16 protein-coding genes are annotated in these 15626 nt (G+C 70.0%); 6 read left to right on the top strand and 10 right to left on the bottom strand.

The window, feature by feature from the left end; translation table 11 throughout:
• Positions 1-82: 82 nt before the first annotated feature.
• Together ahcY and ACZ7OU_RS34350 are read left to right on the top strand one after the other, a co-directional pair.
• On the top strand, positions 83-1543 hold the full coding sequence (gene ahcY / locus ACZ7OU_RS34345) for an adenosylhomocysteinase (protein ID WP_470258414.1): 1461 nt from the start codon (positions 83-85) through the stop codon (positions 1541-1543).
• Positions 1544-1663: 120 nt separating this feature from the next.
• Positions 1664-1819: a hypothetical protein gene (locus ACZ7OU_RS34350; RefSeq protein ID WP_086678182.1), complete on the top strand. Its 156-nt coding sequence runs from the start codon at positions 1664-1666 to the stop codon at positions 1817-1819.
• Between the two features lie 30 nt (positions 1820-1849).
• Here ACZ7OU_RS34350 and ACZ7OU_RS34355 read toward each other — a convergent pair whose 3' ends face one another.
• The 9 genes from ACZ7OU_RS34355 to ACZ7OU_RS34395 all read right to left on the bottom strand — a co-directional run bounded on the left by ACZ7OU_RS34355 (position 1850) and on the right by ACZ7OU_RS34395 (position 8225).
• Positions 1850-2431, bottom strand: a complete 582-nt coding sequence (locus ACZ7OU_RS34355) for a cation efflux transmembrane domain-containing protein (protein ID WP_470259025.1) — start codon at positions 2429-2431, stop codon at positions 1850-1852.
• Between the two features lie 56 nt (positions 2432-2487).
• Positions 2488-2805, bottom strand: coding sequence for a Cd(II)/Pb(II)-sensing metalloregulatory transcriptional regulator CmtR (gene cmtR, locus ACZ7OU_RS34360; RefSeq protein WP_470244605.1), 318 nt, complete (start codon positions 2803-2805; stop codon positions 2488-2490).
• A gap of 244 nt (positions 2806-3049) precedes the next feature.
• Complete coding sequence (locus tag ACZ7OU_RS34365; protein ID WP_470258415.1) at positions 3050-3259, bottom strand: hypothetical protein; 210 nt, start codon at positions 3257-3259, stop codon at positions 3050-3052.
• 76 nt (positions 3260-3335) lie between these two features.
• Positions 3336-4211: a non-homologous end joining protein Ku gene (ku, locus tag ACZ7OU_RS34370; protein WP_470244607.1), complete on the bottom strand. Its 876-nt coding sequence runs from the start codon at positions 4209-4211 to the stop codon at positions 3336-3338.
• Positions 4212-4310: 99 nt separating this feature from the next.
• Positions 4311-5537 (bottom strand): styrene monooxygenase/indole monooxygenase family protein, encoded by a 1227-nt coding sequence (locus tag ACZ7OU_RS34375; protein ID WP_470244608.1) that lies wholly within the window; start codon positions 5535-5537, stop codon positions 4311-4313.
• Between the two features lie 19 nt (positions 5538-5556).
• Positions 5557-6177, bottom strand: a complete 621-nt coding sequence (locus ACZ7OU_RS34380; protein WP_470244609.1) for a GTP-binding protein — start codon at positions 6175-6177, stop codon at positions 5557-5559.
• A complete protein-coding gene (locus ACZ7OU_RS34385; RefSeq protein WP_470244610.1) occupies positions 6152-6544 on the bottom strand; it encodes a DUF742 domain-containing protein in 393 nt (130 codons plus the stop codon). Before ACZ7OU_RS34385 ends, ACZ7OU_RS34380 begins: the two co-directional genes overlap by 26 nt.
• A 5-nt stretch (positions 6545-6549) precedes the next feature.
• Positions 6550-6987, bottom strand: a complete 438-nt coding sequence (locus ACZ7OU_RS34390) for a roadblock/LC7 domain-containing protein (RefSeq protein WP_470244611.1) — start codon at positions 6985-6987, stop codon at positions 6550-6552.
• Entirely contained in the window at positions 6984-8225 is a 1242-nt protein-coding gene (locus ACZ7OU_RS34395; protein ID WP_470258416.1) for a sensor histidine kinase, read from the bottom strand. The genes ACZ7OU_RS34390 and ACZ7OU_RS34395 overlap by 4 nt, the downstream gene beginning before the upstream one ends.
• A gap of 342 nt (positions 8226-8567) precedes the next feature.
• Here ACZ7OU_RS34395 and ACZ7OU_RS34400 point away from each other — a divergent pair, with 342 nt between their 5' ends.
• Genes ACZ7OU_RS34400 through ACZ7OU_RS34415 form a run of 4 tightly spaced genes read left to right on the top strand, consistent with a single transcriptional unit; the run spans position 8568 to position 14096 of the window.
• Entirely contained in the window at positions 8568-9236 is a 669-nt protein-coding gene (locus ACZ7OU_RS34400) for a TetR/AcrR family transcriptional regulator (protein ID WP_470244613.1), read from the top strand.
• Complete coding sequence (locus tag ACZ7OU_RS34405) at positions 9230-10963, top strand: ABC transporter ATP-binding protein (RefSeq protein WP_470244614.1); 1734 nt, start codon at positions 9230-9232, stop codon at positions 10961-10963. Before ACZ7OU_RS34400 ends, ACZ7OU_RS34405 begins: the two co-directional genes overlap by 7 nt.
• Positions 10960-12969 (top strand): ABC transporter ATP-binding protein, encoded by a 2010-nt coding sequence (locus ACZ7OU_RS34410; RefSeq protein WP_470258417.1) that lies wholly within the window; start codon positions 10960-10962, stop codon positions 12967-12969. Before ACZ7OU_RS34405 ends, ACZ7OU_RS34410 begins: the two co-directional genes overlap by 4 nt.
• Before the next feature lie 56 nt (positions 12970-13025).
• On the top strand, positions 13026-14096 hold the full coding sequence (locus tag ACZ7OU_RS34415; RefSeq protein ID WP_470258418.1) for a DNA polymerase ligase N-terminal domain-containing protein: 1071 nt from the start codon (positions 13026-13028) through the stop codon (positions 14094-14096).
• A gap of 5 nt (positions 14097-14101) precedes the next feature.
• Here the strand turns inward: ACZ7OU_RS34415 and ACZ7OU_RS34420 are convergent, their stop codons facing one another.
• The gene (locus ACZ7OU_RS34420) at positions 14102-15553 is read right to left on the bottom strand and encodes an MFS transporter (protein WP_470258419.1); all 1452 of its coding nucleotides are present in this window, start codon (positions 15551-15553) and stop codon (positions 14102-14104) included.
• Between the last annotated feature and the right edge of the window lie 73 nt (positions 15554-15626).

Raw genomic sequence — 15626 nt, forward strand, 5'->3', positions numbered from 1 at the left:
TGATGACCACTGTGATGTCCACTGTGGTGTCGCGTCCCGCCTCCCGAGCGTCCCGCAAACGAGCTCCGGAGTGCATCGAAGAATGAGTGACAAACTGCAGACCCGCAACGGTCTCGACTTCGCCGTCGCCGACCTCTCCCTGGCCGGGGCCGGCCGCACGCAGCTGCGCCTGGCCGAGCACGAGATGCCCGGCCTGATGGCGATCCGCCGCGAGTACGCCGCCGCGCAGCCGCTGAAGGGCGCGCGGGTCGCCGGGTCACTGCACATGACCGTCCAGACCGCCGTGCTCATCGAGACCCTCGTCGCGCTCGGCGCCGAGGTCCGCTGGGTGTCGTGCAACATCTTCTCCACCCAGGACGAGGCCGCCGCGGCCGTCGTCGTCGGCCCCGAGGGCACCGTCGACGCCCCGGCGGGCACGCCGGTGTTCGCGTGGAAGGGCGAGACGCTCGAAGAGTACTGGTGGTGCACCGACCAGCTCTTCGCCTTCTCCGGCGGCCAGGCGCCGAACATGATCCTCGACGACGGCGGCGACGCCACCCTGCTCGTCCACAAGGGAGTCGAGTTCGAAGCCGCGGGTGCGGTGCCGCAGCCGTCCGAAGAGGACCCGGAGGAGTACCGGATCGTCCTCGACACGCTGCGCGCGAGCCTCGCGGCCGACGGCGACCGCTTCACCCGCATGGCCAAGGAGATCCGCGGCGTCACCGAGGAGACGACCAACGGCGTCAAGCGGCTCTACAAGCTCGCGAAGGACGGCGAGCTGCTCTTCCCCGCGATGAACGTCAACGACTCCGTGACGAAGTCCAAGTTCGACAACAAGTACGGCATCCGGCACTCCCTTGTGGACGGACTGAACCGGGCCACCGACGTGATGATCGGCGGCAAGCGCGTCGTCGTCTGCGGCTACGGCGACGTCGGCAAGGGCGCGGTCGAGGCGCTGCGCGGCCAGGGCGCCCGGGTCGCGGTCACCGAGATCGACCCGATCTGCGCGCTGCAGGCGGCGATGGACGGGCTCGACGTCGTGGAGCTCGACGACGTCGTCGAGACGGCCGACATCTTCATCACCACCACCGGCAACTTCGGCATCATCTCGGCCGCCCAGATGACGCGGATGAAGCACAACGCGATCGTCGCGAACGTCGGGCACTTCGACAACGAGATCGACATGGCCGGCCTCGCGAAGCTGCCGGGCATCGTCAAGAACGAGATCAAGCCGCAGGTGCACGAGTGGACGTTCCCGGACGGCCACGCGATCATCGTGCTCTCCGAAGGCCGCCTGATGAACCTCGGCAACGCGACCGGCCACCCGTCGTTCGTGATGTCGAACTCGTTCACCAACCAGGCCATCGCGCAGATCGAGCTGTTCGCCAAGCCCGGCGAGTACGCCACCGACGTCCACCGGCTGCCGAAGCACCTCGACGAGAAGGTCGCCCGGCTGCACCTCGACGCCCTCGGCGTGAAGCTCACCCGGCTCTCGAAGGAGCAGGCCGAGTACATCGGCGTCGACGTCGCCGGTCCGTACAAGCTCGATCACTACCGGTACTGATCCGAGATTGCTCCATTTGACGCAGTTTGCGGCATCGGGAAAGTGGCCATCCTCCCCGTGACAGCGCATCTGCCCGGCCGGCGCGGCGGGTAGGTCCCATGCGAAGGAGTGTGTGTCAAAGTGATCGTTCTCGGTGTAATTCTTCTGATCATCGGGTTTATCGTCGGTATCCCGGTGCTTTACACCATCGGCATCATTCTCGCGGTGGCCGGTGTTGCACTGGCCATCCTGGGCGGCACCGGCCGCCGGATCGGTGGGCGTGCGCACTGGTACTGATCGAGTACTCGCGAACGGCCTGGCACGGCGTCAGCAGCAATGCTCGCCGCGCCAGGCCGTTCGGCCTTCCTTCACCGCCACGAAGGCGATGACGAGGGCCACGAGCGGATCGGCCCACCACCAGCCCCAGAGGGTGTTGAGCAGCAATCCCGCCAGCAGGACCGCGGAAAGGTAAGTGCAGAGCAAAGTCTGCCGCGAATCCGCGACCGCGCTGGCGGATCCCAGCTCCCGTCCGGTTCGCCGCTGAGCGGCGGACAAGGCGGGCATCACGACGAGCGAAACCGCCGCGAGGACGACCCCGGTGAGCGAGCTTTCCGGCGCCGCCGCGGCGAAGAAGGTCCGCACGGACTCCGCCGTGACATAGGCGGCCAGTGCGAAGAACGAGACGGCGATCAGCCGCAGCGCCCGCCGTTCGCGGGCTTCCGGGTCGCGGCCCGAGAACTGCCAGGCGACCGCGACCGCCGAAGCGACTTCGACGACCGAATCCAGGCCGAACCCGACCAGCGCGCCGGACGAGGCCGCGGTGCCGGCCGTCAACGCGACGGCGGCTTCGACGACGTTGTAGGTGATGGTCGCCGCCACGAGCAGCCGGACGCGGCGAACGAGCACCATCCGGCGGTCCCCGGCCACGGTGACCGGCGCGCAGCAGCCGTCGGCGCAAGAGTCCGTCACGCCGGCTCGCACTCTTCCCGCGGCTCTACCGCGAGCACGACCTGGACGAGTTCACTCAGCGCGCGGGCGAGGTGCGCGTCGGCGATCTCGTACCGCACCTGACGGCCCTCGTAACCCGCCACGACGAGCCCGCAGCCCCGCAGGCACGAGAGGTGGTTCGAGACGTTCGAGCGGCTCAGCCCGAGCTCGACGGCGAGCCGCCCGGGATACGCGGGCCCGTCGAGCAGCGCGGTCAGGATCCGGCAGCGGGTCGGATCGGCGAGGGCGCGCCCGATCCGGGCCAGCGCCGACTCCCGCGTCTCACAGGTCACCATGCGGTGAACTGTACATCGGCCGCTGACATATCCACACGGGACACCGCGGAAAGTGAAGGGTCCTCCGGCTCCGAGGGGGAGGGAGAGCCGAAGGACCTCGTTAGTGTTAGCACATCGCCCCGCCCGTGTACACAGCTGCATACACGATCGTGTCACGCGCTTGACGCGTTCCTGACGCCGCGAAGGCCTCCCCAGCCGGCGGCGAAGCCGGTTGGAAAGGCCTTCACGGGTCCTGGCGGGAGGCTCAGGAAGCTTGGCGCAGCCAGGGTTTTCCCGGTTCGGCCGCACAGCCGCACCCGCGGCCGAGCGCCTGGCAGTCGACGATCAACCCGTGCCGGGCACGGTCACCGTCCCCACAGGCCGGTTCGGTGCACTCGGCGAATCCGCCTTCCGGGTGCACCACCAGCGTGCCGTGGCAGTGGTCGATGCCCGCGTCACACGAAGCACATTCCATAATCCCTTGGTACCACCGGGAAGCACGCGGACGCGGAAGGCGGCGACGGCGTGTCGGCCCGACCACCCGGACGGGATCAGGCGGACTTCGGCGCCTTCTTCCGCGCCGCCGGCTTCTTCTTCGCCGCCGGCGGCTCGTCCTCATCGGACTCCTCCGAAGTGGACTTCGCCCCGCGGGACTTCTTCGCCGCGTCCACACTGGCCTGCAGCGCCGCCATCAGGTCGACCACGTCGGCCTTCGCCGTGACCGCCGCCGGCTTGGTCGTCTCCTCCCCCGCCACCTTGGCCTCGATCATCTCCTCGAGGGCCTCGCGGTAGTGGTCGTGGTACTTCTCCGGCTCGAACACCGGCTCGGCCAGCGAGTCGATCAGCGACCCGGCCATGGTGACCTCCTGCGGCCGGATCTGCGGCGGGTCGTCGCGCAGGAAGGGGAAGTCGGGCTCGCGCACCTCGTCCGGCCACAGCATGGTCGTCATCACCAGCACGTCGGCGTGCACCCGCAGCACCGCCATGCTCTCCCGCTGCCGCACCGCGACCTTGGCGATGGCCACCTGGCTCGACTTGTGCAGCGCGTCCCGCAGCACGATGTACGGCTTCACCGCGTTCTTCTGCGGCTCCAGGTAGTAAGTCCGGTCGTACTGGATCGGGTCGATCGACTCGAGCGGCACGAACTCCAGGACGTCGATCGTGCGCTGCGAGGACAGCGGCAGCTCGGCCATCTCGGCGTCGGTGATCACGACCATCTCGCCGTCGGGCAGCTCGTAGCCCTTGGCGATCTCGGCGTAGGGCACCTCGGCGCCGTCGATCGTGCAGAACCGCTTGTACTGGATGCGGCCGCCGTCGGCCTCGTGCACCTGGCGGAGCGAGACGTTCTTGTTCTCGGTGGCCGCGTACATCTGGATCGGGATGGACACCAGCCCGAACGAGACCGAGCCCTTCCACATCGCCCGCATGCCACGCACCTTTCGGAGATCGTCTTCACGCTACGTGACAACCGTAGCCCGAAACGTCCCTCCGCGACAGTTCCTCCTCAAGAGGCGCCGCACCGCGCGCTAGACCTCTGCCAGGTACTTCTCCCAGAGTGCCGGATCCAGGAACCAGTTCTGGAAGTCCGTCGGATCGGTGAATCCGTTCGCGAACCGCCTCGCGACGGCGGGGTTCTGACCCGCGACGCCGAGGATCTGGAGCACGTGCGGGGGCGGCGGCAGGAGCAGCGCGTTGGTCCATTCGGTGACGTGGCGGGCGTACTCCCAGTAGCGCTCGAACGTGGCGTCCATCCACTCCGCGTCGAACGGCCGGTCGCCGCGCTCGACGATCGCGTCCAGGTACGTCGCGGCGCAGTGGCTCGCGTTGTTGGAGCCCTGGCCGGTGATCGGGTCGTTCGCCACGACGACGTCGGCCATGCCCAGCACGATCGCCCCGCCGGGCAGCGCGCCGACCGGGTTGCGGACCACCGGCGTGTAGCCGCCGGCCAGCGTCGCCTTCGCGTCGGTCAGCTCGGCGTCGCGGCTGCGCTCGTACTCCCACGGAACGAACTGCTTCATCAGGTCCAGGATCCGCGCGAAGTGCTCGGCCGGGCCCGGGCGGTCGTCGAAGCAGTCCAGCGGCCCGCCGGGGACGCCCTCGAAGAAGAGGATGTCGCAGTTCCCGCTCAGCGTGTACGCGGGGATCATGAACAGCTCGCCGACACCGGGGACGATGTTGAACCGCACCGCCATCTTGTCCGGGTGCTCCGGCCGCGGGCGCACGCCGTGGGCGTAGGCCAGCGACAGCGCGCGCATCGGCTTCGTGTACGGCGACCGCTCCGGGATCCGGTCGAACAGCTGGACCAGCTCGCCCTTGCCGGCCGAGATGATCACCAGGTCGTACAGCCGGGCCAGGGCGTCCAGCTCGGACGTCATCACGCCGTGGATGACGAGCTTGCCGCCGCGGTCCTCGAACAGCTCCAGCCAGCCGGCCATCTTCACCCGCTGGTCGACCGACTGCGCGATGTGGTCCAGCCCGGCGAACCAGTCGAGCGCGCGACCGCCGTCCGGCGCGGCCACGGACACGCCGAGGCCTTCGACGTTCACCGTGTCGGCTTCCCACTGGTCGATGCCGAGGTCCCGCTCGTGCTGCAGCGCGTCGTGGAACATGCACTGCGTCGACATCACGCGCCCGTTCCGGATCTCCTCCGGCGTCCGCGCGGACATCACCGTGACGTCGTAGTCCTTCGCCAGCAGCCCGAGGGCCAGCTGCAGCCCGGACTGCCCGGCGCCCACGATCAGGACCTTGCGCATGAAGCTCTTCTCTCCTCGTTCAGGCGTGCGGGGCGCTGGTCGCCAGCTCACGCGGGCCGGACAGCACGGCGAGCGACAGCGTGTGGCCGACCAGCTCGGTCAGGGTGGCGATCGTCGAGGCGCGGTCGCGGGCGTCGCAGGTGACCAGCGGGACGCTCGGGTCGAGCGCGAGCGCGTCCCGGACCTCGTCGAGGTCGTGCACGGGCATGCCCTCGAACTGGTTGACCGCGACGACGAACGGCAGCTCCGAGTCGTTCTCGAAGTAGTTGATCGCCGCGAACGACTCGTCGATCCGGCTGGTGTCGACCAGCACGACCGCGCCGAGCGCACCCCGGCTCAGGTCGTCCCAGAGGAACCAGAACCGCGCCTGGCCGGGCGTGCCGAACAGGTACAGCAGCAGGTCCGGGCGCAGCGTGATGCGGCCGAAGTCCATCGCGACGGTCGTCGTCGACTTGCCGCCGGGCGGGATGTCGTCGACGCCTTCGCCGGCCTCGGTCATCCACGCCTCGTTGCTCATCGGGGGCACTTCCGACACCGACCCGACGAACGTGGTCTTGCCGACACCGAAGCCCCCGGCGACGACGATCTTCGCGGAGATCGTCAGCAGTTCGCCCTCAGGCGGGGAGCCGCTTGAGCCCATCAAGGATCCTCTCGAGGACGTTGGTGTCGTGGTGGTAGGCGTGCGCGGTGGGGTGGACGAACACCGCGCCCTGGGACGCGAGGTCGCCGATCAGCACCCGCACCACGCCCAGCGGCAGGTCGAGCCCGACCGACAGCTCGGCGATCGAGCACCGCGCCCGGGCGCGTTCGTAGAGCGAGCGGGACTCGGGCATGAGCGTGCCGCTCAGCGCCGGGTCGTACCGCGGGACCGAGACCAGCGTCTCCACCAGCAGCTGGTGGCGGGTGCTGGTGCGGCCGCCGGTGAGCGCGTACGCCCGGATCCGGCGGCTGCGCCGCGGCAAGGCGGTGTCCTTCTCGGACACTGAGATCACATCCTTGTCGGGCATCGTCATCACGCCCGCGGCCGGCGCGCGGTGAGCACCTGGCGCAGTTCGGCGCGTACCTCGGGGGTGAGCGCGTGGCCGGCGTTGGTGATGAACTGGGTCATCTCGTAGGCGACCACCTTCATGTCCGCCTCGCCCGAGGTCAGCACCGCGAGCCCGGCACCGGAACCGATGCCCATGAACAGGAAGTAGCCGTGGGTGAGCCGGATGATGATCTGCTCGCAGTTGCCCTTGCCGAACAGCGCCGCGCTGTTGCCGGCCAGCGAGAGCAGGCCGCTGGAGATCGCCGCGAGCTGCTCGGCTTCGGCCTCGCCGACCGAGTCGGACGCGGTGAGGGGGAAGCCGTCCACGCTCATGATCAGCGCGTGGCTGACCCCGTGGACCTTGCGCACGAAGTCGTCGAGCAGCCAGGCGAAGTTGGCCGGTGCCGGGTGGGTGGCGCTCACGAGGCGGTTCCTCCGGGCGTCTCGTCCTGCTGGGGGCGGTTCTCGGCGAGCGCCGCCCGCTCGCCGTCGGCGAAGGCGCCGAGGTCGGCGAGCAGCTGGTCGTGGCCGTTCGTGCCGGCCGCCGCCGCCGGGGGTGGCGGTGGCGGTTCGGGCGCGGCACCGCGGATGCTGCCGGGCACCCGGCGCGGCAGGCCGTTGGCCGTGGTGCCGCCGGTCTGCTCGACCGGCCGCGGGCGCGGAGTGGGCTTGCGCGGGATCGGCGTCGGTTCCTCGCGGGGGAAGGCACCCGGACGGCGGCGCGGGAGCCCGCCGACGGTGGCCGGCTCGCCTGCCGGTGCCTTGACCGGTTCGGCCGTGACCGTGCGCGTACCCGACCAGGCGTTTTCGGCCAGCTCGGTGACGATGCCGGTCGGCAGCAGCACGGTGGCCACCGTGCCGTGCGGGCTGCGCCGGTCGAGCCGCACGGTGACGGCGTGGCGGGCGGCGAGCCGCGAGACCACCGCGAGCCCCATGTGGCGCGCCGCGGCGTCGTCGAGGTCGCCGCCGGCGGCGAGCCGCGCGTTGAGGCCGTCGACGCGCTCCGCGGGGATGCCGATGCCCTCGTCCTCGATCCGGACGAGCACGCTGCCCTGCTCGGTCAGGTGCGCGCTGACGTTCACCGGCGAGCTCGGCGACGACTGGTTGGCGGCGTTGTCGAACAGCTCCGCCAGCACCCGGCCCAGGTCCTCCGCGGCGAAGCCGACGACGCCGAGGTTCACGACCCGGCCGATGGTGATCCGCGCGTAGTGGTCGATCGAGGACATCGCCGCGCGCATGACGTCGAGCACCGACGTCGCGCGGGCGGCGTCGTCGGCGGTCTCCTGACCGGCCAGTACGCGCAGGTTCTCGGCGTTGCGCCGCAGCCGCGTCGCGAGGTGGTCGAGCTGGTAGAGCTCGGCGAGGCGGTGGTGGTCCTCCTCCCCCGCCTCCAGCTCCTCGAGCCGGGCGAGGAGCTGGTCGAGGAGGTTGAGGTCACGCAGGGCGACGCTGGCGCAGATCTCGGCGAGCACGGCGTCGTCCGCCGGCGCCGCCTGCGCCACCACGGGCACGGGCGGCTGCAACTGCGTGAGTGCCGGCCCGGCCGCGGGCTCGTACCCGCCGTGCTTCGGCGGCGCGGTGAGGTACTGCGCCGCCGCGACCCGCGAGCGGTCCAGCAGGACGCGTGATCGATCCAGGAGTTCCCGGGCCCGGCTGGCCATGTGGTCCCACTTCTTCCTTGCTCAGTTCGGACGCGGTGCTTCTGCCGACCCCCGGCGACGACCGACATGCAAGCAGAAAGGCTCGTGACGTGTCCACAACCCGTCCCCGCGCGATCGCGCCGAGTGAGCGCCGATCGGGAGCGTCGCTCCTGGTGAGCGCAGTGCGTTAGGCCATTCGGTTCATTTTTGCAATTTGCTGTTCGCGACACAGCGCACACGGGGGCCGATACCGCAGGCCGGGCGGGTCCGCACGACGGAATCCCGAGCGTGTCCGGTTCGCCCTAATTTTGCGGGCCGCGCACTTTTTTGCGGGGCACGCAACTTTTTCGCTACACTCCGTTCATGCCTCCGGAGGAACCACCGAAGCTGACGCTGCGGGAACGCAAGAAGCGCGAGGCCCGCCGGGCGCTCGCGCAGGCCGCGTTGCGGCTCTCGATGGACCGCGGGCTGGAGAACGTGCGGGTCGAGGACATCGCCGCCGAGGTGGGGGTCTCGCCCCGCACATTCAACAACTACTTCTCCAGCAAGGAGCAGGCGGTCTGCTCGATGGTCGTCGACCGCCACGAGGGGATGCGCGAAGCCCTGCTCGCCCGGCCGGAGGGCGAGCCGCTCTGGGAGTCCGTGAAGCAGGCGGTGATCGAGCAATATTCGCGTGAGGGCGAACCCGATCGCGCGTATGTTGCGCGTATCCGGGAGCTGATGGGTCAGCTCATGCTGCGCGGCGAGTTCCTCAACGCCCACGCGGCGGTCGAACGCGTCCTCGCCGAGACCATCGCGAAACGGGCGGGCGGGGCGGACCACCTGCTGTGCCGGCTGATGGCCTCCACGGTGGAAAGCGCCGTCCGCGTCGCCTTCGTCAACTGGTTCATGACCGAGGGCGAGCCGTTCCTCCCGACCCTGGAACGGCTGCTGGACGAGCTGGCCACCGGGATGCCCGGCCTGACCGGGGGCACCGCACCGTCACCCGGACCGAACACCACCACCACATCACTGGGGGAACCGTTGTGCTAGTCAAGCTCCTGCGCAGTCACCTGCGCCCGTACAAAACCACGTTGTGGGTGATCGTGGCGCTGCAGCTGGTGCAGACCATCGCCATGCTCTACCTGCCGACGCTCAACGCCGACATCGTCGACAACGGGCTGATCAAGGGCGACATGCCCTACATCCTGCGCGTCGGCGCCGTGATGCTCGCCGTGACGCTGGCTCAGATCGCCGGCTCGATCGGCGCGGTCTACTACGGCGCCCGCACCGCGATGGCGGTCGGCCGCGACATCCGCTCCGGGGTCTTCCACCGGGTGCAGGACTTCTCGGCCCGCGAGGTCGGCCAGTTCGGCACGCCGTCGCTGATCACCCGCACCACCAACGACGTCCAGCAGATCCAGATGCTGGTCGTGATGACGCTGACGCTGATGGTGTCGGCGCCGATCATGTGCGTCGGCGGGATCATCCTGGCGCTGAACCTCGACGTGCCGCTGTCCTCGTTGCTGCTGGTGATCGTGCCGGTGCTCGCGGTCGCGGTCGGCACGATCATCACCAAGATGCGCCCGGCGTTCCGCCTGATGCAGGAGCGGATCGACCGGATCAACCAGGTGCTGCGCGAGCAGATCATGGGCATCCGCGTCATCCGCGCGTTCGTCCGCGACAAGCACGAGCGCGAGCGCTTCGACGTCGCGAACGACCAGCTGCTCACCGTGTCGCTGCGGGTCGGGCGGCTGATGGCGCTGATGTTCCCGATCGTCATGCTGGTGATGAACGCCTCCAGCGTCGCGGTGCTGTGGTTCGGCGGGCAGCGCATCGACTCCGGCAGCATGCAGATCGGGGCCCTCACGGCGTTCCTGTCCTACCTGCTGCAGATCCTGATGTCGGTCATGATGGCCACCTTCATGTTCATGATGGTGCCGCGCGCGGAGGTCAGCGCCGAGCGGATCAGCGAGGTGCTCGACACCGAGTCGAGCGTCCGCCCGCCGGTGTCGCCGATCAAGCCCGGCACGCTGCACGGCCACCTCGAGCTGTCCGGCGTCGAGTTCCGCTACCCCGGCGCGGAAAAGCCGGTGCTGCAGGACATCTCGCTGATCGGGCGGCCGGGAGAGACGACCGCGGTGATCGGGTCGACGGGTACCGGCAAGACGACGCTGCTGAACCTGATCCCGCGGCTGATGGACGCGACGCGGGGCACGGTGAAGGTCGACGGCGTCGACGTGCGCGACCTCGACCAGGCGGTGCTCGCCCGCGCGGTCGGGCTGGTGCCGCAGAAGCCGTACCTGTTCGCCGGGACCGTGGCGAGCAACCTGCGCTACGGCAACCCGGACGCCACCGACGAAGAGCTGTGGCACGCCCTCGAAGTGGCCCAGGGCAAGGACTTCGTCGAGGCGATGGCCGAAGGCCTGGAGGCACCGATCTCCCAGGGCGGCACGAACGTCTCCGGCGGCCAGCGGCAGCGGCTCGCGATCGCGCGGATGCTGGTGCACAAGCCGGAGATCTACCTCTTCGACGACTCGTTCTCGGCGCTGGACTACGCGACCGACGCGGCCCTGCGCCGCGCGCTGGTGTCGGAGACCGCCGACGCGACGGTGATCATCGTCGCGCAGCGCGTCAGCACCATCCGGGGCGCCGACCGCATCATCGTCCTCGACGAGGGCCGCGTCGTCGGCACCGGCACCCACCACGAACTGTTCGACGGCAACGAGACCTACCGCGAGATCGTGCTGTCCCAGCTGACCGAGCAGGAGGCGGCGTGAGTACCACGGAATCGCCGAAGACCGCCGTCACCGAAGCGGGCGAACGGCCGACCGCGGAACGGCAGAAGAACACCGGGGCCGCCACCGTCGGGCCCGGCCGGTGGATGGCCGGCGGCGCGCCGCCGGAGAAGGCCCTCGACTTCAAGGGGTCCCTCAAGCGGCTACTGCGCATGCTGGCCCCGCAACGGCTCTACCTGATCGGTGTGCTCGTGCTCGGCGCCGCGAGCGTCGCGCTGACCGTGATCGGGCCGAAGATCCTCGGCCAGGCCACCGACGCGATCCTGGCCGGCGTGCTCGGCAAGCAGGTGCCGCCGGGCGTCACCAAGGAGCAGGTCGTCGCCGGGCTGCGCGCCGCCGGCAACAGCACGCTCGCCGACATCTACGGCCGCGTCGACCTCGTGCCCGGCATCGGCATCGACTTCGACAAGGTCGGCCAGATCCTGGTGACCGTGCTGGCGCTGTTCGTCATCGCGTCGTTCTTCGGGCTCATCCAGGCCCGGCTGACGACGACCCTGGTGCAGAACGCCGTCTACCGGCTGCGCCAGGACGTCGAGGACAAGTTCGCGCGGCTGCCGCTGAAGTACTTCGACCGCCAGCCGCGCGGCGAGGTCCTTTCCCGTGTCACCAACGACATCGACAACCTGGCGATGTCGCTGCAGCAGACGCTGTCGCAGATCGTCGCGTCGCTGCTGACGGTGATCGGCGTGCTGATCATGATGTTCCTGATCTCGCCGCTGCTGGCGTTGATCGCGCTGCTCACGGTGCCGCTCTCGGCGGTCGTCGCGGCGAAGATCGGCAAGCGGGCGCAGCCGAACTTCATCAAGCAGTGGTCGACGACCGGGAAGCTCAACGCGCACGTCGAGGAAATGTACACCGGGCACTCGCTGGTCAAGGTGTTCGGCCGCCGCGACGAGGCCGCCGCGATCTTCGACAAGCAGAACGAAACGCTGTACGAGGCGAGCTTCCGGGCGCAGTTCATCTCCGGGATGATCCAGCCGGCGATGATGTTCATCGGCAACCTGAGCTACGTGCTGGTAGCGGTGATCGGCGCCCTGCGCGTCGCGTCGGGCAGCCTGACGCTCGGCGAGGTGCAGGCGTTCATCCAGTACTCGCGCCAGTTCAGCCAGCCGGTCACGCAGATCGCCAGCATGGCGAACCTGCTGCAGTCCGGTGTCGCGTCGGCCGAGCGGGTGTTCGCGCTGCTCGACGCCGAGGAGCAGGCGCCCGAGCCGGAGCACCCGGAGCGGCCGGCCGTGATCCGCGGGCGCGTCGAGTTCCAGGACGTCTCGTTCCGCTACCTGCCGGACAAGCCGCTGATCGACGACCTGTCGCTGAGCGTCGAGCCCGGCCAGACGGTGGCGATCGTCGGCCCGACCGGCGCGGGCAAGACGACACTGGTCAACCTGCTCATGCGGTTCTACGAGCTCGACGGCGGGCGGATCACGCTCGACGGCGTCGACATCGCGAAGATGAACCGCGAGGAGCTGCGCGACCAGACCGGCATGGTGCTGCAGGACGCGTGGCTGTTCGGCGGCACGATCGCGGACAACATCGCCTACGGCGCCGACAACCCGAGCCGCGAGGAGATCATCGAAGCGGCGAAGGCGACCCACGTCGACCGCTTCGTCCGGACGCTGCCGGACGGCTACGAGACGTTGCTGGACGACGAGGGCGGCACGGTCAGCGCGGGCGAGAAGCAGCTGATCACGGTGGCGCGGGCGTTCCTGGCCAAGCCGGTCATCCTCATCCTCGACGAGGCGACCAGCTCGGTCGACACCCGCACCGAGGTGCTCATCCAGCGGGCGATGAACTCGCTGCGCAGCGGCCGCACCAGCTTCGTCATCGCCCACCGGCTCTCCACGATCCGCGACGCGGACGTGATCCTGGTGATGGAGCACGGGCAGATCGTCGAGCAGGGCGACCACGAGACGCTCCTGGGCAGCGGCGGCGCCTACGCCCGGCTGTACGCGGCCCAGTTCGCCGAAGCCATGGCCGAGACGGACTGACACCGGCGCCCCGGTACCCTGGAAGCTCGTCGAGCGGAAGGGGTACCGGGGCGGCGATGGCGGACAAGCTCACCGAATACCGCGGCAAACGCGGGAAGGACCGCACCCCCGAACCCTGGCCGGACGGGCCGCCGGAGCCCGGGGACGACGACCTCTTCGTCATCCAGGAGCACCACGCCTCCCGGCTGCACTGGGACTTCCGGCTGGAACGCGACGGCGTCCTCGTGTCGTGGGCGGTGCCACGCGGCCTGCCGCTCGCGCCCGGGGTGAACCGGCTCGCGGTACACACCGAGGACCATCCCATGGAGTACCTCACGTTCTCCGGGGAGATCCCGGCCGGCGAGTACGGCGGCGGCCGGATGACCGTGTGGGACACCGGGAAGTACGAAACCCTGCACTGGAACGACCACAAGGTCGAGGTCGTCTTCCACGGCGAGCGGGCGCGCGGCAAGTACGTCTTCCTCAACCGGCACGGCGACGACGGCGACCGCGACTGGACGCTGCGCCGCCTCGACCCGGCCGAGCCGGGGCACGAGGACGCGCCGGAGTTCCTCGAACCGATGACGGCGGTCCCGGGCGAGCTCCCGGCGGACGACGGCGAGTGGGCCTACGAGTTCGCCTGGGGCGGCCTGCGCACGATGCTGCAGGTCTCCGGCGGCCGCGTCACCGCGCACGACGACACCGGTGCCGACGTCACCAGCCGCTACCCGGACTTCCACAAGCTGGGCGAAGAGCTCGGGTCGACGGAAGTGCTGCTGGACGGCGAAGTGGTCGTGATCAAGGACGGCAAGCCCTCCCCCGAAGGCCTCGAAGAACGCCGCCGGGCCGACGACAACGCGGCGAGGCGCCTCAAGAAGCACTGCCCGGTGTTCTTCTTCGCCAGCGACGTCCTGCACCTCGACGGCAAGCCGACGCTGGAGCTGCCCTACACCGAACGCCGCGAGCTGCTGGAGGGCCTGCCGGTGGCCGACCGCCACTGGCAGGTCCCCCGCTACTTCCTCGGCGGCGGCGAGGACGTGCTCGGCGCGAGCCGCCAGCACGGCCTGCCGGGCGTGGTCGCGAAGCGGGCGGACAGCGCGTACCGCCCCGGCGACGACTCCGGAAGCTGGCTGTACATCGGGAACTGACGCCGTCAGTGCATCCGCGGGACGGCGACGAGCTGCCCGCGCCGGGCGTTCTTCAGCAGGAGGAACGCGACCACCACGCCGGCCGCCCCGATCCCGCCGCAGGCGAACATCCCCGCGTGGAACCCGGTGAGCGCGCCCGCCGGACCGGGGTTCGCCGCCATGTTCGTCGCGACGACCGTCGAGACCACCGCGACCCCGAGCGCGCCGCCGACCTGGAACGCCGCCACGTTGATCCCCGAGGCGATGCCCGCGTCGGCCGTGGTGACGCCCTTCAGCGCGGCCGAGGCCAGGACGACCGGGCCGATGCCGAGACCCAGGCCGAACACGACCAGGCCGGGCAGCACGGTCGTCAGGTAGCCGGAGTCGGGCGAAAGCCCGGTCAGCAGGAAGCTGCCGACGCCCATCAGCAGCATGGTGGTCACCGCGACCGGGCGGAGGCCGCGCCGGGCCAGTACGGCCTGCCCGACGTAGGCGCCGATCACCGCGGCGATCGGCATCGCGGACTGGCTCAGCCCGAACACGATCGGCGTGTAGCCGAGCACGCCCAGCGAGTACTGCGAAAGGATGACCGACAACCCGTAGGCGAGCATCGCCATCAGGGCCGTCAGCACGTTGCCGCCGACCACGGTGGCCGACCGGAACAACCGGGCGGGCAGCAGCGGGGCCGCCGACCGCCGCTCGACGACGACGGTCGCCGCGGTCAGCGCCACGAAGACCAGCGCCAGGCCGAGCGTGCGGAAGCTGGTCCAGCCCCAGGTGGGCGCTTCGACCAGCACGTACACCAGCAGGCCCAGTGCCGCGGTGGTGAGGACCGCCCCCGCGACGTCGAAGGTGCGGTGCGCCGCGGGGTCCCGGCTTTCCCGCAGCAGCACCGGGCTCAGCACCAGCATCAGCACGGCGACCGGGACGTTGACGTAGAAGAGGCTCTCCCAGCCGAACCAGTCGAGCAGCGCGCCGCCGAGCAGCAGGCCGATCGTGGCGCCCAGCGCGGCGATCCCCGACCACGCGGCGAACGCCCGGTTGCGCGCGCGGCCCTCCGGGAACGTGTCGGTGAGGATCGCCAGTGCCGTCGGTGCCATCAGTGCCGCGGAAATCCCGTGCAGCGACCGCGCGGCCAGCAGCAGCGGACCCCCGGTGGCGACCGCGGAAAGCAGGGACACCAGCAGGAACAGCGCCGTGCCGATCATGAAGAGCTTGCGGCGGCCGAGCAGGTCCGCGGCCCGGCCGCCGAGCAGCAGCAGGCCGCCGAACGTCAGCAGGTTGCCCGAGAGGATCCACTGCGCTTCGACCGGGGAGAGCCCGAGGTCCGCCGCGATCACCGGCACGCCCATGATCACGGTCTGGGAGTCGAGGATCACCATGAAGTTGGCCGCGCAGAGCAGGATCAGCGCCGCCAGGCGGCGGGGTTCCGCGGGCCGGGCGGCCGAGTCCGGCCGCGCCGATTCTGCCAGGGTCATCGTGCTCCCATGCTCGTTCCGGTCGTGCGAACGACCGTACGAACCGGGGAGCGGTGGGCTCGTCTCCCCTGCT

The organism is Amycolatopsis sp. NPDC114505, from assembly GCF_055633615.1.